The organism is Kineococcus sp. DHX-1, assembly GCF_042473625.1.
Lineage (GTDB): Bacteria > Actinomycetota > Actinomycetes > Actinomycetales > Kineococcaceae > Kineococcus.
On record NZ_CP170445.1, the window covers coordinates 4301080 to 4320714 of the forward strand.

25 protein-coding genes and 1 riboswitch are annotated in these 19635 nt (G+C 73.8%); of the genes, 9 read left to right on the top strand and 16 right to left on the bottom strand.

The window, feature by feature from the left end; translation table 11 throughout:
- Positions 1 to 18 precede the first annotated feature (18 nt).
- The 8 genes from ACFEMC_RS20665 to ppk2 all read right to left on the bottom strand — a co-directional run bounded on the left by ACFEMC_RS20665 (position 19) and on the right by ppk2 (position 4768).
- On the bottom strand, positions 19 to 489 hold the full coding sequence (locus ACFEMC_RS20665) for a hypothetical protein (RefSeq protein WP_380171399.1): 471 nt from the start codon (positions 487 to 489) through the stop codon (positions 19 to 21).
- Positions 474 to 1019, bottom strand: coding sequence for a SigE family RNA polymerase sigma factor (locus ACFEMC_RS20670; protein WP_380171401.1), 546 nt, complete (start codon positions 1017 to 1019; stop codon positions 474 to 476). Before ACFEMC_RS20670 ends, ACFEMC_RS20665 begins: the two co-directional genes overlap by 16 nt.
- Before the next feature lie 10 nt (positions 1020 to 1029).
- The gene (gene crcB / locus ACFEMC_RS20675) at positions 1030 to 1392 is read right to left on the bottom strand and encodes a fluoride efflux transporter CrcB (RefSeq protein ID WP_380171404.1); all 363 of its coding nucleotides are present in this window, start codon (positions 1390 to 1392) and stop codon (positions 1030 to 1032) included.
- Entirely contained in the window at positions 1389 to 1793 is a 405-nt protein-coding gene (gene crcB / locus ACFEMC_RS20680) for a fluoride efflux transporter CrcB (RefSeq protein ID WP_380171406.1), read from the bottom strand. The genes crcB (ACFEMC_RS20675) and crcB (ACFEMC_RS20680) overlap by 4 nt, the downstream gene beginning before the upstream one ends.
- A gap of 98 nt (positions 1794 to 1891) precedes the next feature.
- On the bottom strand, positions 1892 to 2197 hold the full coding sequence (locus ACFEMC_RS20685; protein WP_380171408.1) for a DUF3349 domain-containing protein: 306 nt from the start codon (positions 2195 to 2197) through the stop codon (positions 1892 to 1894).
- Between the two features lie 10 nt (positions 2198 to 2207).
- Entirely contained in the window at positions 2208 to 2507 is a 300-nt protein-coding gene (locus ACFEMC_RS20690; protein WP_380171410.1) for a hypothetical protein, read from the bottom strand.
- A 21-nt stretch (positions 2508 to 2528) separates the two neighbouring features.
- On the bottom strand, positions 2529 to 3746 hold the full coding sequence (locus tag ACFEMC_RS20695) for an anion permease (protein ID WP_380171412.1): 1218 nt from the start codon (positions 3744 to 3746) through the stop codon (positions 2529 to 2531).
- A gap of 122 nt (positions 3747 to 3868) precedes the next feature.
- Entirely contained in the window at positions 3869 to 4768 is a 900-nt protein-coding gene (ppk2, locus tag ACFEMC_RS20700; RefSeq protein ID WP_380171414.1) for a polyphosphate kinase 2, read from the bottom strand.
- Between the two features lie 182 nt (positions 4769 to 4950).
- On the opposite strand from ppk2, the gene ACFEMC_RS20705 reads away from it, so the two are divergent.
- Positions 4951 to 6792 carry a putative bifunctional diguanylate cyclase/phosphodiesterase gene (locus ACFEMC_RS20705; RefSeq protein ID WP_380171416.1) on the top strand — a complete coding sequence of 614 codons (1842 nt, stop codon included), beginning with the start codon at positions 4951 to 4953 and terminating at the stop codon, positions 6790 to 6792.
- A gap of 11 nt (positions 6793 to 6803) precedes the next feature.
- On the top strand, positions 6804 to 7238 hold the full coding sequence (locus tag ACFEMC_RS20710; RefSeq protein ID WP_380171418.1) for an acyl-CoA thioesterase: 435 nt from the start codon (positions 6804 to 6806) through the stop codon (positions 7236 to 7238).
- A gap of 253 nt (positions 7239 to 7491) precedes the next feature.
- On the opposite strand, the gene ACFEMC_RS20715 is transcribed toward ACFEMC_RS20710, so the two are convergent.
- Positions 7492 to 8154: a GntR family transcriptional regulator gene (locus tag ACFEMC_RS20715; protein WP_380171420.1), complete on the bottom strand. Its 663-nt coding sequence runs from the start codon at positions 8152 to 8154 to the stop codon at positions 7492 to 7494.
- A gap of 40 nt (positions 8155 to 8194) precedes the next feature.
- Here ACFEMC_RS20715 and ACFEMC_RS20720 point away from each other — a divergent pair, with 40 nt between their 5' ends.
- Both ACFEMC_RS20720 and ACFEMC_RS20725 read left to right on the top strand, forming a co-directional pair.
- Positions 8195 to 9382, top strand: a complete 1188-nt coding sequence (locus ACFEMC_RS20720) for an MFS transporter (RefSeq protein ID WP_380171422.1) — start codon at positions 8195 to 8197, stop codon at positions 9380 to 9382.
- Between the two features lie 31 nt (positions 9383 to 9413).
- Positions 9414 to 9941, top strand: a complete 528-nt coding sequence (locus tag ACFEMC_RS20725; RefSeq protein ID WP_380171424.1) for an SRPBCC domain-containing protein — start codon at positions 9414 to 9416, stop codon at positions 9939 to 9941.
- 13 nt (positions 9942 to 9954) lie between these two features.
- On the opposite strand, the gene ACFEMC_RS20730 is transcribed toward ACFEMC_RS20725, so the two are convergent.
- The 4 genes from ACFEMC_RS20730 to ACFEMC_RS20745 form a co-directional block, all read right to left on the bottom strand.
- Complete coding sequence (locus tag ACFEMC_RS20730) at positions 9955 to 10269, bottom strand: DMT family transporter (protein WP_380171426.1); 315 nt, start codon at positions 10267 to 10269, stop codon at positions 9955 to 9957.
- Between the two features lie 11 nt (positions 10270 to 10280).
- Positions 10281 to 10344, bottom strand: a riboswitch (guanidine-III (ykkC-III) riboswitch).
- A 34-nt stretch (positions 10345 to 10378) separates the two neighbouring features.
- The gene (locus ACFEMC_RS20735) at positions 10379 to 11053 is read right to left on the bottom strand and encodes a response regulator (protein WP_380171428.1); all 675 of its coding nucleotides are present in this window, start codon (positions 11051 to 11053) and stop codon (positions 10379 to 10381) included.
- Positions 11050 to 12294, bottom strand: a complete 1245-nt coding sequence (locus tag ACFEMC_RS20740; RefSeq protein WP_380171429.1) for a sensor histidine kinase — start codon at positions 12292 to 12294, stop codon at positions 11050 to 11052. The genes ACFEMC_RS20735 and ACFEMC_RS20740 overlap by 4 nt, the downstream gene beginning before the upstream one ends.
- Complete coding sequence (locus tag ACFEMC_RS20745) at positions 12291 to 12455, bottom strand: hypothetical protein (RefSeq protein WP_380171431.1); 165 nt, start codon at positions 12453 to 12455, stop codon at positions 12291 to 12293. Before ACFEMC_RS20745 ends, ACFEMC_RS20740 begins: the two co-directional genes overlap by 4 nt.
- Positions 12456 to 12470: 15 nt before the next feature.
- Here ACFEMC_RS20745 and ACFEMC_RS20750 point away from each other — a divergent pair, with 15 nt between their 5' ends.
- Both ACFEMC_RS20750 and ACFEMC_RS20755 read left to right on the top strand, forming a co-directional pair.
- Positions 12471 to 12638, top strand: coding sequence for a hypothetical protein (locus ACFEMC_RS20750; RefSeq protein WP_380171432.1), 168 nt, complete (start codon positions 12471 to 12473; stop codon positions 12636 to 12638).
- Positions 12639 to 12665: 27 nt separating this feature from the next.
- Positions 12666 to 13622, top strand: coding sequence for a DUF389 domain-containing protein (locus ACFEMC_RS20755; RefSeq protein ID WP_380171434.1), 957 nt, complete (start codon positions 12666 to 12668; stop codon positions 13620 to 13622).
- A gap of 4 nt (positions 13623 to 13626) precedes the next feature.
- Here the strand turns inward: ACFEMC_RS20755 and ACFEMC_RS20760 are convergent, their stop codons facing one another.
- A complete protein-coding gene (locus ACFEMC_RS20760; RefSeq protein WP_380171436.1) occupies positions 13627 to 15303 on the bottom strand; it encodes an alpha-keto acid decarboxylase family protein in 1677 nt (558 codons plus the stop codon).
- A gap of 102 nt (positions 15304 to 15405) precedes the next feature.
- On the opposite strand from ACFEMC_RS20760, the gene ACFEMC_RS20765 reads away from it, so the two are divergent.
- The 3 genes from ACFEMC_RS20765 to ACFEMC_RS20775 all read left to right on the top strand — a co-directional run bounded on the left by ACFEMC_RS20765 (position 15406) and on the right by ACFEMC_RS20775 (position 18738).
- Positions 15406 to 15861, top strand: coding sequence for an Lrp/AsnC family transcriptional regulator (locus ACFEMC_RS20765; protein WP_380171438.1), 456 nt, complete (start codon positions 15406 to 15408; stop codon positions 15859 to 15861).
- Positions 15862 to 16010: 149 nt separating this feature from the next.
- The gene (locus ACFEMC_RS20770; protein WP_380171440.1) at positions 16011 to 18059 is read left to right on the top strand and encodes an alkaline phosphatase; all 2049 of its coding nucleotides are present in this window, start codon (positions 16011 to 16013) and stop codon (positions 18057 to 18059) included.
- A gap of 106 nt (positions 18060 to 18165) precedes the next feature.
- Positions 18166 to 18738 carry an AAA family ATPase gene (locus ACFEMC_RS20775; RefSeq protein WP_380171442.1) on the top strand — a complete coding sequence of 191 codons (573 nt, stop codon included), beginning with the start codon at positions 18166 to 18168 and terminating at the stop codon, positions 18736 to 18738.
- A 279-nt stretch (positions 18739 to 19017) separates the two neighbouring features.
- Here ACFEMC_RS20775 and ACFEMC_RS20780 read toward each other — a convergent pair whose 3' ends face one another.
- Both ACFEMC_RS20780 and ACFEMC_RS20785 read right to left on the bottom strand, forming a co-directional pair.
- Positions 19018 to 19386, bottom strand: coding sequence for a VOC family protein (locus tag ACFEMC_RS20780; protein WP_380171444.1), 369 nt, complete (start codon positions 19384 to 19386; stop codon positions 19018 to 19020).
- Positions 19387 to 19403: 17 nt separating this feature from the next.
- Entirely contained in the window at positions 19404 to 19616 is a 213-nt protein-coding gene (locus ACFEMC_RS20785) for a hypothetical protein (RefSeq protein WP_380171446.1), read from the bottom strand.
- Positions 19617 to 19635 lie beyond the last annotated feature (19 nt).

The window sequence follows — 19635 nt, forward strand, 5'->3', positions numbered from 1 at the left end:
CGGGGTTGCCCTCCGACGTCACGGCGTCGCCGGGAGTTCGGCGCCCGACAGCAGGAGCTGCCCGCCCTTGACCTTGGCCTCCCACGTGTCCACCTTCCACAGCGCCGCCAGCCGCTCCGCGTCGGCGTACTGGTACTGGTCCAGGAACCGGTCGACGGCCGTCGTGTCGTCGGCCGGCGCGGCCGCCTCCGGGGCCGGCGTCGTGGGGACGGGAACCTCGGGCGGGACCGGCGGTGCCGACGAGGAACCGGACGGGGGCGGGGCGGCCGGGGTCACCGGCTGCGGCGTCCGACCGGCCCACCCGGCCCACGCCGCCCCGCCCGCCGCGACCACCACCGGGACGGCCACGAGGGCCCGCCGTCGGCTCACGCGTCGCCGCCCGCCCGCACGGGCCGAGGCGGCGAGGTCGTCCGGGGCCCGCACCTCCCGCACCGCCTGGTCGAGCTCGCGGCGCAGCCGCTCCTCCCAGGCGCTCAGCTGGTCGTCCACCGTGCACCCACCTCCTCCCCGACGAGCGTCCGCAGGGTCCGCAACCCCTTGGAGGCCTGGCTCTTGACGGTCCCGCGCGACACGTCGAGCTGGTCGGCGATCTGTTCCTCGGACCAGTCCTCGAAGTACCGCAGGACGATGACGGCGCGCTGCCGCGGCGGCAGGGCCCGCAGCGCCTCGACGACCCGGGACCGTTCGGCCCGTGCGGCGGTGCCGTCCGCGACGGGCTCGCCGTGCCAGTCCTCGAGCTCGACCTCGCGCGGGCGCCGGCCCCGTTGCCGCCAGCGGTCGGTGACGCGGCGCGCCAGGGCGGTGCGCGCGTAGGCGTGCGGGTCCTCGATGCGCCGCCACCCCACGTACACGCGTTCGAGCACGTCCTGCAGGAGGTCCTCCGCGAGCGCGCGGTCGCCCGTGAGCAGCAGCGCGAGCCGCAGCAGACGGTCGCTGCCGGCGGTCACGAACTCCTCGAACTCCTCCCCCACGCCGGGAAGGACGACGGGGACGCCCGTCCGGTTGCCTCGTCCGAGCACGGATCCGCGGTCAGAGGAGGACGGCCAGGCCGAGCCCGAAGGCCGCCGCCGTGACCGTCGCCGCCAGCGTCCCGAGCAGGTTGCCGAGGGCGAGGCGCACGGAGCCGTCCCGGGCGAGGCGCACGGTGTCCGTCATGGCGGTGCTGAACGTCGTGAAACCCCCGCAGAACCCCACGCCGAGCACGAGCCGCCACTGCGGGTCCGCCCCGTTCAGCACCAGACCCGTGAGGAAACCCAGCACGAGGGAGCCCAGGACGTTGACCAGGAGGATCCCCCAGGGGAACCGCGACGGCCACCGCGTGCGGACCGCGCCGTCGAGGACGAAGCGGGCCACCGCCCCGAGACCGCCGGCGAGGGTGAGGAGGAGGATCACCGGGCCCTCCGCGCGGCGAGCGCGACCCCGGCCACGACGGCGAGGAGCCCGGCCGTGAGGGAGGCCAGCGCGTACCCGGCGGCCGTCCCGACCGAGCCGGTGCTCGTGAGCCGGTCGACCTCGACGGCGAAGCTGGACCAGGTCGTCAGCCCGCCGCAGAACCCGGTCCCGAGGCCGAGCCGCCAGCGCCGCGCCGCGGCCGTCTCGGGACCGCGGCGCGTCAGCTCCTCGAGCAGCAGGCCGAGGACGAAGGACCCGACGACGTTGACCGCCAGCGTCGCGAGGGGGAACCCGTCGGCGGCGGGCACGACCTCCGAGACCGCCCAGCGCAGGAGGGTCCCGGCCGCACCACCGGCGCCGACCAGCAGGACCAGGCGCGGATCCCGGTGCGGTGCGCTCACGCGGGCCAGGTTCCCACAGGCCGAGGAGACGACGGAGCCCCCTCCCGCGGGCGGCGGGAGGGGGCTCGGTGGACGGGGTGGCGGTGCCGGTGGGCCGCTCAGAAGGGCCGGTCGGCCAGCGGCCAGCCGCCGGCGGCCAGGTGCGAGGAGACACGGGCCACGTCGGCCTCGGACGGCTGGTCGAGCGTCGCCGCGTTGACGAGGCGCTCGACGTCGGCGACGGTCGTCACCTCGCCCTGCTGGGCGAGGCCCACGATCTCGGCCGCGATCTCGCGCACCTCGGTGTCGGTGAGCTTGCGGCGCAGCAGGCCGAGCAGCACCACGTAGTCCTGCTGCGGGACGCCGCTGGGGTAGCCGGCGCGCAGCCAGTCCAGGACGCGGCCGGCGAGGGTCGGGGAGGTCATCGGTCTGCCCTCACTTGTCGACGACGGTCGGGTAGACGTGCTCGAAGCTCAGCGCCTTGCCGAAACCGCTGGCCACGATGAACGTGATGCCGAGGGCCACGGCCGCCACCACGACGGCGAAGCAGACGACGGCCAGGACCCTGCCGATCGGGCGGCCCGGGGCGTGGTCCGTCTCGGCGTCACCGCCCGCCCCGTAGGCCATGGCACGCACACCGGCCGAGAACAGGACCGGCAGTCCGGCGCCGAGCACCAGGGCGGCCAGCAGGATCTTCCAGAGGGCGTCCCCGACGAGGACGAGGTTCTGCGTCACGTGCGTTCCTCCTGCTCGGGGTCAGACGGCGGCCGGGGTGCGCTCGGCACCCGCGGTCGCGTCCCACTCGTCGTTGACGTTGTCCGCGTGGACCGGGTTCTTGCGCGAGTGCCGCATGACGACCACGGCGAACGCGAGCAGCCCCAGGCTGATGACCAGCGCCCCGACGACCCCGCCGCCGAGCGTGTGGCCGATCCACCACGTGAGGGCGCCGACGAGACCGGCGGCCGGGATGGTCGTGACCCAGGCGACGACCATGCGCCCGGCGACCCGCCAGCGGACGGTCGCCCCGGGCTTGCCCAGGCCGGAGCCGAGGACGGAACCGGTCGTCACGTGGGTCGTCGACAGGGCGAAACCCAGGTGGCTGGAGATGAGGATGACCGCGCCGGAGGAGGTTTCCGCGGACATGCCCTGCGCCGGGGAGATCTCGACCAGACCCTTGCCGAGGGTGCGGATGATGCGCCAGCCGCCGAGGTAGGTGCCGGAGGCGATGGCGAGGGCGCACGCGGCCTTGACCCAGAACGGGACGGAGCCGGTGTCGCTCCAGTGCCCCGAGGCGATGAGACCGAGGGTGATGACGCCCATCGTCTTCTGGGCGTCGTTGGTGCCGTGGGCGAGGGAGACGAGGGAGGCGGAACCGATCTGGCCCCAGCGGAAACCCTGGTCGGTGAAGCGCTGTGCGACGCCCGAGACCACGCGGTGGACGAGCCAGGTGCCGACGGTCGCCACGATGCAGGCCAGCACCGGGGACGCGACGGCCGGGATGATGACCTTCCCGACCACGCCGTCGATCTTGCTGCCGTCGCCGTTCCAGTTCACGCCCGCCCAGCCGAGGCCGGCCACGGTCGCGCCGATGAGGCCGCCGAAGAGGGCGTGCGAGGAGCTCGAGGGCAGGCCCACCAGCCACGTCAGCAGGTTCCAGACGATGGCGCCGACGAGGCCCGCGAGGACGATGAGCAGGAGGGCGGACCCGCCGCCCTGCAGGAGTTCCGGTTTCGGTGACCCGTCCTTGGCCTGGATCTTCACGACGGCGTTGGTGACGGTGAGGGCGACCTCGACCGACAGGAACGCGCCGACGAGGTTGAGGATCCCGGAGAGAGCGACAGCCGTCTTGGGCTTGAGCGCTCCGGTGGCGATGGAGGTGGCCATCGCGTTGGCGGTGTCGTGGAAGCCGTTGGTGAAGTCGAACGTGAGTGCGACCACCACGACGAGCACGAGGATGACGGTTGCTGTCTCCACGAGGAGAAGGCTGCACCCGTTCCGGGGGCCCCGGGGACCGGGATCAGGGTTCCCGGGGAGAGTTCACCGGCTGTTCACCCGGGTCCGGGAACTCCGGGTGAACAGCCGACTGCACGGCGGCGTCAGAGGGCGGGCGTCTCCGGGCGGCGGTCCGCCTCGAGGATCGTCCGGGCGTGCACGACGAGCAGCGGGTCGGGCTGCCCGACGACCTCGGTGTCCTTGTCGGTGTAGTCGAACCGCGCCAGCACGTGACGCATGGCGGCCAGCCGGGCGCGCTTCTTGTCGTTCGTCTTGACGACCGTCCACGGCGCCACGTCGGTGTCCGTGCGTTCGAACATCGCCTCCTTGGCCGCGGTGTAGTCCTCCCAGCGGTCCAGGCTCGCGAGGTCCATCGGCGACAGCTTCCACTGCCGCACCGGGTCGATCTGGCGGATGAGGAACCGGGTGCGCTGCTCGGCGCGCGTGACCGAGAACCAGAACTTCACGAGGTGGATGCCGTCGTCGACGAGCATCCGTTCGAACAACGGGACCTGAGCTGTGAACCGGTCGTACTCCTCCGGTGTGGCGAACCCCATGACGCGCTCGACGCCGGCGCGGTTGTACCAGGACCGGTCGAACAGGACGAACTCCCCGGCGGCCGGGAGATGCTGCACGTAGCGCTGGAAGTACCACTGCGTGGACTCGCGCTCCGAGGGCCTCTCGAGGGCGACGACCCGTGCCCCGCGCGGGTTCAGGTGCTCCATGAACCGCTTGATGGTGCCGCCCTTGCCGGCCGCGTCGCGCCCCTCGCACAGGACGACGAGCCGCTCGCCGGACTCCTTGAGCCAGCGCTGCAGCTTGAGCAGTTCGATCTGGAGGAGCCGCTTGTCGTGCTCGTACTCGGCGCGGCCCAGCCGGGCGTCGTAGGGGTAGTCCTCCCGCCAGGTGTCGACCGCGCGGCCGTCGGCCAGCAGGAGTTCGGGTTCGTCCTCGTCGTCCCGGACGGACATGCCCAGGTCAGGGGTCAGCTGCACGGCCAGCATGGAACTCCCGGACGGGCGTGCCGGGAGGTCAGCGGGGTGGCGGGACGGTGAACTCCAGGAGAACTCCTCCGGACCGCCCCGCCCCGTGCGCCTTCTGCGTGACACCGGGCACGGACGCGTCGGGCACTGCCGGTAGCGTCCAGGCGACACAGCGTCCTGCTCGCCCGAACAGGTGGTTGACCGTGCTCCCAGGTGAACACCCGTCGTCGGGGCTCGAGCGCAGCGGCGCGCCTGCCGAACGCGGCGACGTGACGATCATCGACGCCGTGGCGCTGAGTTCGCTGCCCGCTCAGTCCGCGACCTCGTTGTGGGAGTTGTCCGTCCCCGCCTGGGTGGTCCCCCCGGAGACGACGTGCGGGCAGCTCGACGCCCGCCTGCGCGCGGGCCGGGCGGACGAGCACTCCAGCGTCGTGGTCGTCGACCCCCGGTCCGGTCGGGTCGGCTCCGTCCAGCGCCTCCGGTTCGAGCGAGCGATGAGCGGTCCGTACGGGTTCGGCCGGGCCCTGCTCGCCCGCCGGTCCGTGACCGCGGTCGCGGAGTTCGACGGTGCCGTGCTGCCGGCCGCCGCCTCGCTGGGGGACGCCCTGGCGGCCGTCTTCGAGCGTCCGGAGCACCGCCGCTACGACGACCTCGTCCTGCGGGACGGCGAGGAGTGGCGGCGCCTGCCGGTGACCTCGGTCCTCGAGGCCGCGGCGTCCCGGATGGCCTGGCACGCCAGCCGGGACGCGCTCACCGGCCTCGCCAACCGCGGGGCGTTCTTCAGCCACCTGCAGCACCTGGTGCTCGGCGCCGCGGGCGAGGAGGGCGTCCGGGTGGGTGTCGTCTTCATCGACCTGGACCGGCTCAAGGCCGTCAACGACACCCTCGGCCACGACGCGGGTGACGCCCTCATCCGGTCCGTGGCCCGTCGGCTGCGCGCGGCCTGCCGTCCCGACGACCTCGTCGCCCGCCTCGGCGGGGACGAGTTCGCCGTCGCGTGCCGCCTCCTCGAGACGTCACCCGGTGCGGCCGCGCGGTCGCTGCAGGCCGTCGCAGGCCGGCACCTCGACGCCGTTCGCCGCGGCGACGACGACCTGGCGGCGGGTGCCCGCAGCACGGCGAGCATCGGTGCGGCCCTGTCCGGCCCGCTGCACGGGGAGGTGCAGGTCGACGGACTCGTGCGGGAGGCCGACGTCGCGATGTACGCCGCGAAGCAGGCCGGTGGTGACCGCGTCGGTCCCGTGCAGAGGGTGGACGCCGAGGCGGCGCCGGACGGGGGCCTGGCGCGGGCGCTGGAGGAGGGACAGGTGGTCCTGCACTTCCAGCCGATCGTCAGCGCGGTCGACGGTCGCCTGCTCAGCGCGGAGGCCCTGGTGCGCTGGGAGCACCCCCGTGCCGGGTTCCAGGGCGCGGACCGGGTCCTGCGCGCGGCCCAGGAGGAGGGCCTGTCGGTGGAGCTGGACCTGCACGTGCTGGACCTCGCCCTGGCCGAGCACGCGCGCTGGCGCGGGCGTCCGGGAACGCCCGACCTGGTCAACGTCAACGTGTCGACCGCGACCCTGGAGTCGCCGACCTTCGACGACGACCTCCTCGGGCTGCTGCGGCGGCACCGGGTCGCCCCCGAGCACCTGCGCCTGGAACTGCCGGAGACGGCGTCGCTGGGCGCCGTCCAGGCCGCGGCTCCCCGGCTGCACCGCCTGGCGCAAGCCGGGGTCGCCCTCGTCGTCGACGACATGGGGGCGGGGGCGTCCAGCCTGCGGCACCTGTCGGCGTTCCCCGTGCAGGGGCTCAAGATCGACCGGTCCTTCGTCGCGGGGATGCTGACGCGGGACGGTGACCGCGCGGTCGTGGAACTGCTGACGAACCTCGGGGCCGGCCTGGGCCTGCGCGTCACCGCCGAGGGCGTCGAGACCGCCGAGCAGGCCGGGGAGCTGCGCCGCCTCGGCGTGGACGGGTTGCAGGGTTTCCACATCGCCCGCCCGGCGCCCGCGGACGTCGTCTTCGCCAGGGCTGCCGCCCCGGCCGACGGAGGTCGCGTCGTCTAGATTGTCCTGACATGGAACCCACCACGCCCGCCGAGGACGGCATCAACTTCCGGACGCGGAAGTGGGTCCGGCCCGAGGACCTGAACGCCAACGGCACCCTGTTCGGCGGCAGCCTGCTGCGCTGGATCGACGAGGAGGCGGCGATCTACGCGATCCTCCAGCTCGGCAACGGCAAGGTCGTCACGAAGTACATCTCCGAGATCAACTTCGTCTCGTCCGCGCAGCAGGGCGACCTGGTCGAGATGGGTCTGCGCGCCACGCGCTTCGGTCGGACGTCCCTGACGATGCGCGCCGAGGTGCGGAACATGATCACGCGCCAGAGCATCCTGACCATCGAGAAGATCGTCTTCGTCAACCTCGGCCCCGACGGGCAGCCGCTCCCCCACGGGTACACGACGATCACCTACGACCGCGACCGGATCCCCAGCTCCATGACGACGGCCTGACCTCGCCGACGCGCGGCGCGAGCGGGGCGTGGGACCGGGCATGGGGGCGGTGCGGGCGTCGTGATCGCGACCGGCGAGCCGGTCCCACGAGTGCACCCACGTCGGACCGGGCGTGGGGGCGGGCACGGGTGTGGGAACACCCGTGGGTGTCCCTCGACGTCGTCAGGGCGACGTGATCGGGACACCCACAGCTCACTCCACGTGGTGACACCGATGGGTGTCCCCGGGCGTTGTCCCCGGGCGTTTCCCGAGGTCACCCCACCGGAGCCGCGCCGACGACGGCCACCCCACGGCTCCGCAGCCCGAGGCGGTCGGCCTCGAGGTGGGCGAGGAGTCGGTCGCGGGTCCCGCGGGCGTGCTCGCGGACGAGGGCGACGGCCCGGTCGGCGTCGCCCGCCCGGACGGCGGCGAGGATCGCGACGTGCTCGGCGCGGGCCTGCTCCCGGGACGCCCCCGACCGCACCTCCAGCCAGCGGGTCCGGGCCAGGCGGGTGAGCGCCCCCTCCACGGCGTCGGCGAGGAAGTCGTTGCGGGACAGCCGGGCCAGGGCGACGTGGAACTGGGCGCCGTCGCGCAGACCGGTGTCGGCGTCGTCGGCGGCGGACTCGGCGAGCACCTGGACGGCGTCGAGGCCGGCCGGGGTGGCGCGCTCGACGGCGAGGGCGACGGCGCCGCACTCGACGACCTCCCGGTGCTCCACGACGGCCCGGACCTCGTCGAGGTCCAGCGGCGCGACGCGCCAGCCGCGGCCGTCCCGGACGGTCAGCCCCTCGTGCGCCAGCCGCACCAGCGCGGCGCGCACGGGCGTCCGGGAGGCGCCGGCCAGGGACTCCAGCCCCCGTTCGCTGAGGGCCTGCCCGGGCAGCAGCTCCATCGTCAGCACGGCCCGGCGCAGCACCTCGTACGCCTCACCCACGGCAGCCTCCCCGTCGACGAAAGTGGTATACCAAGTTGGCATGCCAACCTACACCGACGACGCCGTCCCGCGAGCCGCGTGGCGGGTGCTCGGTCTCGGCGTCGCCGCGCAGGCCGCCGGGACCTTCCTCGTGAGCACGCCGGTGTACCTCATCCCGCTCCTGCACGAGCGCGACGGACTGTCGCTGTCGCGGGCCGGGACGCTGGCCGCCGCCCCCACGTTCGGGATGGTCCTGACGCTCGTCGCCTGGGGTGCCCTGGCCGACCGGTTCGGTGAGCGCTGGGTCATCGCCGGCGGCCTGGCCCTCACGGCGGTGACCGCCCTGGTCGCCGCGCCCGTCGACGACCTCGTGCTGCTGGGCGTGCTGCTCGCCCTGGGGGGTGCCGCCTCGGCGAGCACCAACGCCGCGAGCGGACGGGTCGTGGTGGGCTGGTTCCCGGCCCGGCGGCGCGGACTCGCGATGGGCGTCCGGCAGGTCTCGCAGCCGCTCGGGGTGGCCGTCGCCGCCGTCGTCGTCCCCCCGCTCGCCGCCCGCCACGGCACCGGCGCACCGCTCCTGCTGGCCGGTGCCGGCCTGCTGGTGCTGGCCGTCGCCTGCGCGGTCGGAGTCCGGAACCCGCCCCGGGCCGCCCGCACCGGGACGACTGCGACCCCGAACCCCTACCGGCGCGACGGGTTCCTCTGGCGCGTCCACGCCGTCTCCCTGCTGCTGGTCGTCCCGCAGTTCACGCTGTCGACGTTCGGGCTCGTCTGGCTGACCGTCGGCCTGGGCTGGGACCCGACGGTGGCCGGGGTCCTCGTGGGGGCCGCGCAGTTCGTCGGGGCCGTCGGCCGCATCGCCGTCGGGGCGCTCAGCGACCGCGTCGGCAGCCGGGTCCGCGTCCTGCGCTGGGTGGCGGTGGCCGGGGTGCTGGCCCTGCTCGTGCTGGCGCTCAGCGGAGCCGGCCACGTCCCGCTGCTCACGGGTGTCGCGCTCGTCTCGGCGACCACGATCTCCGTCGCGGACAACGGTCTCGCCTTCACGTCCGTCGCCGAGGCAGCCGGCTCGCGCTGGGCCGGCCGGGCCCTGGGGGTGCAGAACACGGGGCAGTTCCTCGCCGCGTCCGCGGTCGGCCCCGGGATCGGCGCACTCGTCCCGCTCGTCGGCTTCGGTGGCGCGGTCGCCCTCGTCGCCCTGGCCCCGCTGGCGGCGCTGCCCCTGGTCCCCCGCCGGGACGCCCACGCCTGAGCACCCGGGGGCGTCGGGGAGGATGGGCACCGTGGACCTCCTCGGTGACGCCGTCCTGCACGGCGGGGACCGCGCGACGCTGCGGCTGGCGCGCGAGTACCCGCACTCCGTCGCGACCCTGTGGACGGCGCTCACGGACCGGACGCTCACCCGGCTGTGGTGGGCCGACCTGCGCGCCGACCTCCGCCCGGGCGGTGAGTTCTCGCTGGAGTGGCTCACCGGTCCGCCGGGGGAACTGGAGTGGTGGCCCGGGCAGATCACGGCGTTCGACCCGCCGCGCCTGCTGGAGCACACGAACTCCGAGCACGGCCTGCTGCGCTGGGAGCTCGAGCCCCTCGACGCCGGCGCCCTGCGCGCTCGCACCCGGCTGCGCCTGACGAACGACCTCGAGGGCGAGGACGCCTGGGTCCCGATGTCCCTGGCAGCCTGGCACCTGCACCTCGAACAGCTCGAGGTGGCGCTCGACGGGGGCTCGGTCGACTGGAGCGCGTGGGGGACGGCGACGAACCTGCGGCTGCGGGAACTGCGCGCGGCCTACGCCGCGCACCTGCCGCACTGACCGGTCACCGGGGTCAGTGCACCAGCTTGAGCCCCACGACGCAGCCCACCAGCCCGAGGATCAGCAGGACCTTCACGAGCGAGACGGCCTCGACACCCGTCGCCATGGCGTAGCCGACGGTCAGGGCGGCTCCGATGCCGACCCACACCGCGTAGGCGGTCCCGGTCGGGATGGAGCGCATGGCGAACGCGAGGCCGACCATGCTGAGGACGACGGTGACGGCGAACACCGCGGTGGGCCAGGGGCGGCTGAAACCCTCGGACTTCCCGAGGGCGGTGGCCCACACGGCTTCCAGGACACCGGAGACCACGAGCACGATCCAGGACACGAGGAGATCCTCCCCCACCGTCTTGTCGCAGACCGGGTACGGCGAGCTCGTCCGGGCGCCGGGTTCCGGCACTGCCACCACGGTAACCCGCCACGGCGCCGGGGTCACCTCAGGACAGCAACCCGTTCTCGTGCGCGAACACCACGATCTGCACGCGGTCGCGCAACCCGAGCTTGCGCAGGACCGCCCCCACGTGCGTCTTCACCGTCGACTCCGAGGCGAACACCCGGGCCCCGATCTCCGCGTTGGACAACCCCCGGGCGACGGCCTCGAACACCTCGCGCTCCTTGGCGGTCAGGGTCGCGAACTCGGGCGGGGCGGGCGTCGGCGCGACGAGGTTGCGTTCCAGCAGTTGCGCGAGGTTCGCGGGTGACAGCACGGCGTTGCCGGCGTGGACGGTGCGGATCGCGTCGGCGAGCTGCGCCGGCGTCGTGTCCTTCAGCAGGAAACCGCTGGCCCCGTGGCGGATGGCCGTCGCCGCGCGGTCGTCGAGGTCGAACGTCGTCAGCACGACGACGCGGACGGGTCGTTCACGCCGGGCGACCCGCTCGGGCAGGAACACCTGTCGGGTGGCTTCGACGCCGTCCACCTCCGGCATCCGCAGGTCCATGAGCACGACGTCGGGACGCAGTTCCTCGACGAGCCGCAGGGCCTCCAGCCCGTCGCCTGCGCTGCCGACGACCTCGATGCCGTCCTGCGCGTCGAGGATCACCTGCACGCCGGCGCGGAACAGGTCCTGGTCGTCCACCAGGAGCACGCGGATCGCGCCCGGGCCGCCCGTCACGAGCGCACCGGGACCCGCGCCGTCGCCGTGAAGCGTGTGGCGTCGCCCGTCGTCGACAACCGCCCGCCGACCCCTTCGAGCCTGCGGCGCATGCCCTCCAACCCGCGACCCCCGCTGCGTGGAGCGGTGGGCGCGAGCGGGATCCCGTTCGTCACGGACAACTCCAGTTCCTCCCCCGCCCCCTCGGGCCAGCGCTGCTCCACGACCAGGGGCACCGCCCGGTCGCCGTGCTTGAGGGCGTTCGTCAGCATCTCCTGCAGGACGCGGTAGGCGACGGCCGCGAGGTCGGGCGGCAGCGGCCGGGGAGTTCCGCTGCACCGGGACTCGACCGGGAAACCCGTCGACCCGGCGCTGTCCACCAGCGCCTGCAACCGGCCCGGGGGCACCGGGGTCGAGGACAGCACGGCCTGGACGTCCTGCAGGGACGACCGTGCGGTGCCCGCGATCGTGGCGAGCGTCGCCTTGAGCGCGGCCGGGTCGCCGTCGGGCAGGAACTGCCCCGACTCGGCCTGGGCCAGGACCACGGCCAGGGAGTGGCCGACGACGTCGTGCACGTCGCGCGCCATCCGCGCCTGCTCCTCACGCAGCCGGGCGATCTCGTGGGCCTGCGCCGCCTCCCGTTGCGCCCGAGCCGATTCCCGTTCCGCCAGCTCCCGCTGCCGACGGGAGACGGCCGCGTTCCCCGCGTACCGCAGGGCCAGCCCGCCGAACCAGGCGGCGGCCAGCAGGAGGAGCGCGACGGGAACGGCGGTGAGGAGGGAGAGGCTCAGCCCGTCCTGGAGGTTCCGCACGCCCTGCACGACGACGAGCCCCGGTGAGTAGCCGGTCGTCAGCACCGCGACCCCACCGACGAGCACCCCGGCCGGGATCGAGGCGCCGCTGAGGGCCAGCACCACGCGGTTCCCCCAGCGCGCACCCGCGAACGCCACGTACGCCAGGAGCAGCTCGGTCAGGAGCACCGGGTCGCCCGTGACGAGGTGGAGGACCCCCGTCGACCACACCAGCGCCAGCGCGATGCCCGGCAGCGGCCGGGCGAGGACGACGCTCACCGCGACCAGGGCGACGAACACGGCGCTGGTGGACTCGTACCCCCAGGTGGCGCGGAGGGAGAGTTCCGCAGCTCCGACCCCGGCGCTGACCACCCCGGCGAGCAGGTCGGGGACGTGGTCGCGCCAGGACCACCGCGCTCCCCCGCCGGGTACCGGGCCGTCCTCGACCCCGGGCGTGGAACCGTGCGTCACCCGGCCCACCCTAGGGGTTCCGCCGCCCGGGACCGCGGGGTCGCGAGGGCGTCGCGGACGCGCCCGGCGAGGAGTTCCTCGTGCGGGATCCCGGCCGCGGCGAACACCTGGGGCCCCGTGTCGGCCGGCCTGCTCAGGGGTGGTGTCGCGAGGGGGATCACCGTTCCACCCTCCCGGTGCGGGCCCACCGCGGGATCCACCGCAGGTACCGCGGGACGGTCCCCGGGGAGGAGGTGGCGGCCACTGCGACGCGGCACGGTCGCGTCCTGATCGCGGGGGCCGCGCCGTCCGGGCACCTCGGCCTCCTCGCCGACGCTCACGTCGACGACCTGCGCGGGCGGTGACCGGTCCCGACCTGCCACGATCGCGACGTGAGCGTCCTGCACCTGCGCGTCGTCACTCCCGCGTCCGCGACCGACGACGTCCTGACCGTCCTGCGCGCCGACGCGGGGGTCACCAACCTCGTCCTGCACCGCTCGGTCGTCGTCGGGGCCCGGGACGGGGTCCCGCCGGCGGACCTCGTCGGGGCCGACGTGGCGCGCGAGGCCGTCGACTCCGTCGTCGACGGGTTGCAGGCGCTGGGTCTGGAACGGTCGGGGTCGATCGTCCTGGAGGCGGTCGACACCGCGCTCGGGGACGACGTCGTGCGGGCCGAGGCGGCGGCGCCGGGCGAGGGCGACGACGCTCTCATCTGGGAACAGGTCGAACGCGCCGCCGACGGGGGTGCGACGGCGTCCGCGACGTTCTACGCGTTCCTGGTCCTCGCCACCCTCATCGCCGCCGTCGGGCTGCTCACCGACTCGCAGGTGCTCATCGTCGGCGCCATGGTGCTCGGCCCGGAGTTCGGCCCACTCGCCGCGCTCGCCGTGGCCGTGGTGCGCCGGCGGCACGACCTCGTCCCCGGCCCCCTGCGCGCACTGGGGCTGGGTTTCCCCCTGGCGATGGCCGTCACGGCGACGGGGGTCGCACTGCTGGACGCCGTCGGGCTCGTCCCGCAGGAGTTCCTCGACGGCCGCCGTCCCCTGACGTCGTTCGTCGCCTCCCCGGACCAGTTCTCCGTGGTCGTCGCCGTCCTGGCGGGCATCGCGGGCACCCTGTCGCTGACGTCGGCGAAGTCGGGACCGCTCGTGGGGGTGTTCATCAGCGTCACGACGGTGCCCGCCGCGGCCGACTTCGCGGCGGGCGTCGTCACGGCGCAGTACGGCACCGCCCTGGGCGCCCTCGGTCAGCTCGTGCTGAACCTCGGCTGCATCCTGCTGGCCGCCGTGGTGACGCTGCGCCTGCAGCACGCCCTCTGGCGGCGGGCGCGGCGGGGCGTCCGGCGCTGACCGGTCACCGCACCGACCGCGCCAGCTGCACGAGGGAGTCGGGCGCGTCGTCGCGCGGCAGGAACAGTTCCACGAAGTGCGCGTGCCCCCCGCCGGAGTCGCGGTCGGCACGGACCTTCGCCAGGACCTCGACGAGGTCGGCGGGGGTGCGGGCCTGGAACACCGGCGTCCCGGGAGCCCCGAGGGCTGCGGGCAGCCGCGTCCAGTCCCATTCGACGATGTCCTGGTACGGCGCCTCGGGGCTGCGGATGGCGCGTTCGACGGTGTAGCCGGAGTTGTTGACGAGCAGGACCGTCGGGGTGAGGCCCAGGGTCAGCAACCTGCCGAGCTCCTGCATCGTCAGCTGCGCGGAGCCGTCCCCGATGACGAGGACCGTCTCCCGTTCCGGCGCAGCGAGCATCGCGCCGAGCGTCGCGGGCAGCGTGTACCCGATGGAACTCCACACCGGCTGGCCGAGCAGGTCGCACCCGTCGGGCAGGGTGAGTTCGAGGGCGCCGTAGAAGGACGTGCCGGCCTCGGCGACGACGAGGGTCCCGGGGGTCAGCCAGTCCTGCAGCAACGGCCACAGGTCCGCGTGGGTCAGGGGGCCGTCGGGGTCGGCGGGCGTGTGCGCGACGGTCGGCGCCACGGCGCGGCGCGGCAGCGGCGCCGGACGCGGCGAGCGGGCCTCGAGGACCTCCTCGAGGATGCGCAGCGACTCCTCGAGGAACAGGCCGTAGAACGCGGCGCCGGCGATCCGCGCGTGGTCGAGGTGGAGGTCGACGGCGGCGTCCGGGTCGAACCCGTGGGTGAAGGACCCCGTGAGGAAGTCGGTCATGACGACGCCGGCGAGCACGAGGGGCCGGGCCCCGTCGACGCGCCGCCGGGTCTCGGGGTCGCGCGTGAACGTTCCGGCGTAAACGCCGAGGTTCGCCGGGTGCGACTCGTCGAGCATCGCCTTGGACGCCGACTGCGTCGCGATCCGGACGCCGTTCTGGGCCGCGAGCGCGCGGACCCGGTCCTCGAGGTGGCGGCGGTGCAGCCGCGGGCCGGCCAGGACCGTGACCTCCTCGGCGCCGCCGAGGAACTCGGTGAGGGCGTCGCGGAAGTCCTCCGCGGCGGTGGGGTCGCTCTGCAGGACGCGCAGCGGCCGGGCCAGCGGGGCTGCGGAGACCTGGGCGACGGCGACGTCGGCCGGGACGCCGAGGTAGACGGGCTGGGAGGACCCGACGGCGGTGAGCAGAGCGCGGTCGACGGTGGTGCCGGCGTTCTGCGCGCGGACGACCACGGCGGACGCGCTGACCTCGGCCGCGATCCGGACGAAGTGCCCGAAGTCGCCGTCGGCGAGGGAGTGGTGCAGCAGGGCCCCGTCGGCCATGGCGCGGGTCGCGGGCAGGCCCACGACGTGCACGACGGGGACGTCCTCGGCACGGCTGCCGGCCGTCGCGTTGACCGCTGACAGCTCCCCGACGCCGAACGTGGTGACGAAGGCGGCCGGCCCGCGTCGCAACCGAGCGTGACCGTCGGCGGCGTACCCGGCGTTCAGCTCGTTGCTCGACCCGACCCACCGCAGACCCGACCCGCCGAGCATCTCGTCGAGCAGTCCGAGGTTGAAGTCGCCCGGCAGGCCGAAGAGGTGGCGCAGTCCGAGCTGCTCCAGCCGGCGGGCGAGGTAGGTGCCGACGGTGACGGTGGGGGTCATGGGACTGATGACACGACAGCCGGTCGGAACGCACAAGAGACGCGCGTCACGTTGGTCGATCCGACCAGTCCAGCCGCGGATCATGCGCCTAGGCTGGTCGACGTGACCACCCTCGACGACACGGACCGGCGCATCCTTCTCGCGCTGGACCGCGATCCCCGGGCGACCGTGGCCCAGCTCGCCCTGACCCTGGGACTGGCCCGGGGCACCGTCCACAGCCGCCTGGAACGCCTGAGCGCCGAGCGGGTCCTGCGGGCGAACTCGACTCGTCTGGACCCCGGTCGCGTCGGACTGCCCATGCGCGCGTTGGTGACAGCGGGTGTCGAGCAGAGCGAGTTCACCGGGCTCATCGAGGACATCGCGCGCATCCCCGAGGTGGTCGAGTGCCTCGGCATCTCCGGCGACTCCGACCTCATGATCCAGATCGCGGCCCGCGACGCCGACCACGTCTACGACATCACCCAGCGGATCATGCGCTGCCGCGGCATCCGGCGGACGTCGACGTCGATCGTCCTGCGCGAGCTGCTGGCCTACCGGATGGACCACCTGCTCGGCTGAACGCGCCGCCGGAGCGTGCCGCTCGGGGCACCCACCGTGCACCCGGCGTTCGCAGTGAGTTCGCCCGGCATTTCCGGGGCCCTGTCAGCTTGTGCCTGCCCCCGGAGCCGGCGCCCAGCGCCGGGTGAACCCCAGACGAGAGGACCCTCGTGTCCGACACGCAGAACACCCCCACCGAGGACGGAGCACAGGAACGGCGCGGGTTCTTCACCCGCCGCGGCCTGCTCGGCACGGGCGGTCTCGCGACCGCCGTCGTCTTCGGCAAGGGTCTGGTGGACGCCTCCTCGGCGTCCGCCGCGCCGGCGTACGTGCCGGCCCAGCTCCACGTCAAGGACGCGCACTTCGGCACCACGGTGCGCCGCATCGTGCAAGCCGCGACCTCGACCGGGAGCGCCGTCCGCATCCTGCCCATCGACCGCGCGAAGTTCCAGGTCGGCGCCACCTTCGACCTGCGCATCGAGGCGACCGGCGTCGACCCCGAGACGACCAAGATCGTCGTCAAGGTCAGCGACGGCAGCGGCCCCGCCCCGCTGCTGAGCCCCGCCCCGGTCCGCACCAGCTCGGCGCCCGACTCGGTCGAGGTGACGTTCAAGAACCTCATCCACCCCGCCGCGGGCACCTACCGCATCGCCGCCGCCGTCAGCTCCTCGAAGGGGTCGGCCTCGCAGGAGGTCGTCCACGAGGTCGTCCTGTCGGACGCGAAGGGCAAGACCGCCAAGAACGTCATCTTCCTGCTCGGCGACGGCATGGGTCAGGCCGCCATCACCGGCGCGCGGATCCTGTCCAAGGGCATCGTGGAGGGCAAGTACAAGGCCCTGCTCGAGATGGACACCATGGAGCACCGCGGGAACGTCACCACGTCGGGCTGCGACTCCATCGCCACCGACTCGGCGAACTCCATGTCCGCGTACATGACCGGCCACAAGTCCGCGGTCAACGCGATGGGCGTCTACCCCGGGAACTCCGAGGACCCCGCCGCGAGCCCGCACGTCGAGACGATGGCCGAGGTCCTCAAGCGGGCCCGCGGCATGTCCGTCGGCATCGTCACCACCGCCGAGGTGCAGGACGCCACGCCGGCCGCGGTGTTCGCCCACACGCGTCGCCGGTCCGAGTACGTCAGCATCATGGACCAGGCCCTCGAGCCCGGTCAGATGCCTGACGTCTTCATGGGCGGTGGCCGCGCGACCTTCCTCCCGCAGTCGGAGAAGGGTTCCAAGCGCAAGGACGACCGGAACCTCATCGAGGAGTTCAAGGACAAGGGCTTCGCCTACGCCGGCACCCGGACCGAACTCGCCGCCGTCATGGCGGCGGGGACCCCGGACAAGCTCCTGGGCACCTTCACGATGAGCCACCTCAACGTCTACATCGACCGCCAGGTCACGCCGAACCCGAAGGTCCTCGGCGCCTTCGACGACCAGCCCGGTCTGGTCGAGATGACGAAGGCCGCCCTGAAGGTCCTGGAGAAGAACGACAAGGGCTTCTTCCTCATGGTGGAGGGCGCTTCGATCGACAAGTCCGAGCACCCGCTCGACGGACCCCGCGCGGTCTACGACACGATCGAACTGGACCAGGCGCTCGCCGCCGCCAAGGAGTGGGCGAAGGACCGCGACGACACCCTCATCGTCGTCACGGCCGACCACAACCACGCCATGAGCATCGCCGGGACGCACACCCTCTCGAAGGAGGGTTCGCCCGCGCGCCAGCAGAACGGCGTGTACGCCGACGCCGGGTTCCCGACGTACGTCGACTCCAACGGCGACGGGTTCCCCGACGACCCGAACCCGGACGTGCAGCTGTTCTTCGGCTGGTCCAACCACCCGGACCACCCGGACGACTTCGCGCACAACGCCGTCCTGGAGCAGCCGGCGCTGGAGGACCCGGTGACCGAGCGGGCCTACCCGAACCCCGCCCGCGACCCCGGTTCCGTCGTCCAGATCGGCAACCTGCCGCTCGACGAGACGAACTGCGTGCACACGGTCGAGGACGTCTTCATCGGCGCCTCCGGCCCGGGTTCGCAGGGTTTCGCCACGCTGCTCGACAACACCGAGGTGTTCCACACCATCTGCGCTGCGCTGGGTCTCCAGATCCCCACGTACTCGCTGAAGAGCACCGCCGGCAAGCTCGCCGAGACCGAGGTGGCCGCGGCCGAGGCCACGACGTCCGCCCCCGCCGCGACGACGGGCGCGCTCGTCAGCTGACGGCGCCCTGCACCCCGGGCCGGGAACGGTGTCCAGCGCTGCGCTGGACACCGTTCCACCCCGCAACCCCTTCGCGCGGCCGCCCGGGCGGCGGCAGGCTGGTCCCGTGGCCACCGCGTTCCTCCTCGTCGGGCTCCCCGCCGCCGGCAAGACGACCCGCGCCCGCGTCCTGGAGCGCGAGCGCCCCGCGCTGCGCCTGACGACCGACGCGTGGATGCTGCGGCTGTTCGGCGGGGCCAACCCCGCACCGGTACACGACGCCGTCGAGGGGCTGCTGCTCACCACGGGTCTGCGGGCCGCGGCGCTCGGCGTCGACGTCGTCCTGGACTTCGGGTTCTGGTCGCGTGCCGAGCGCGACGCCCTGCGGCACGTCTTCGGCGCCGCAGGGGTCTCCTGCGTCGTCGAGCACCTGGCCGTCGAGGCCGACGTCCAGCGCGGGCGCGTGGCGCGCCGGTGGCGGGAACGACCGCAGGACACCTTCCCCATCTCCGACGACGAGCTCGTCGAGTGGCGGGCCTCCTTCGAGGCACCCGCCGAGGCCGAGCTCGCCGGCGGCCCGGTCCCCGCACCTCCCGCGGGACAGTCCTGGGCCGACTGGGCGAGCCGTCGCTGGCCCGGCTTCGACCCCTCGGCAGGGACGTTCCTGTGTGTGACCCAGGACACGTCCGAACGGGTGTAACGCTCGCGGTGCGCGCAGCGATGTCGCGGGTGAGTCCGGGGGGCGTGTCCTGGTCGGGGGGCCTGGTGGCGCGACGGACTCGGGGGGAACGCAGTGCGCAAGGCCTGAGTCCGGCCGTCGGGGGGTCGACAGCCGGGCGGTTCGACCCGGGAGTCCGGGGGGTGCGTCTCGACCGGGGGGTCGGAGAGGACGCATCGGACTCGCGGGCGTAGGGGTGACAGCCTGGTGGCCGGGGGGTCGGCCACCAGGCAACCCCCTCGACGCGTCAGCCTCCCCCGGTCAGTCCGGCAGGTAGAGGCAGAACAGGTGTCCGTGCGGGTCGCGCAGGACGCGCACCGCCTCCTGCGGCTGGAACTCCTCCACCTCGGCCCCACCCGAGACGGCATGCGCCACAGCTGCTTCGAGGTCGTCCACCGCGATGTCGAGGTGGTCCTGCACCTGCTGCTCACCCCGAGCCGCCGGCCAGGCCGGCCGGGCGTACCGGGACTCGCGCTGGAACGACAGCCCCTGCCCGTCCGGGCCCCGCAGCACCACCCAGTCCGGGTCCTCCGACACCGTCTCGAAGCCGAGCAGGTGGCGGTAGAACCGCGCCAGGGCCGGCGGGTCGGGGGTGTCCAGGACGGTCGCGGTCAGCCGGAGCGTCGTCACCCCGCCAGGGTGAGCCGTCAGCGCCGGACCCGCACCTTGCGCCAGACGTCGCGCATTCCCCACGGCACGAAGACCGCACTCCACATGAGGAAGAACAACCAGCCTCCGACCTGCGAGAACCACAGGAAGACCGGGCCGATCGCGACCAGGGTGACGGACGCCAGGACCCGCCCCAGAGGTCCGAAGCTGATGCCTGAGGCCGCCCAGCGGGAGTACCGGTGCTGGACCACTTCGACGGGGGCGGGGTCG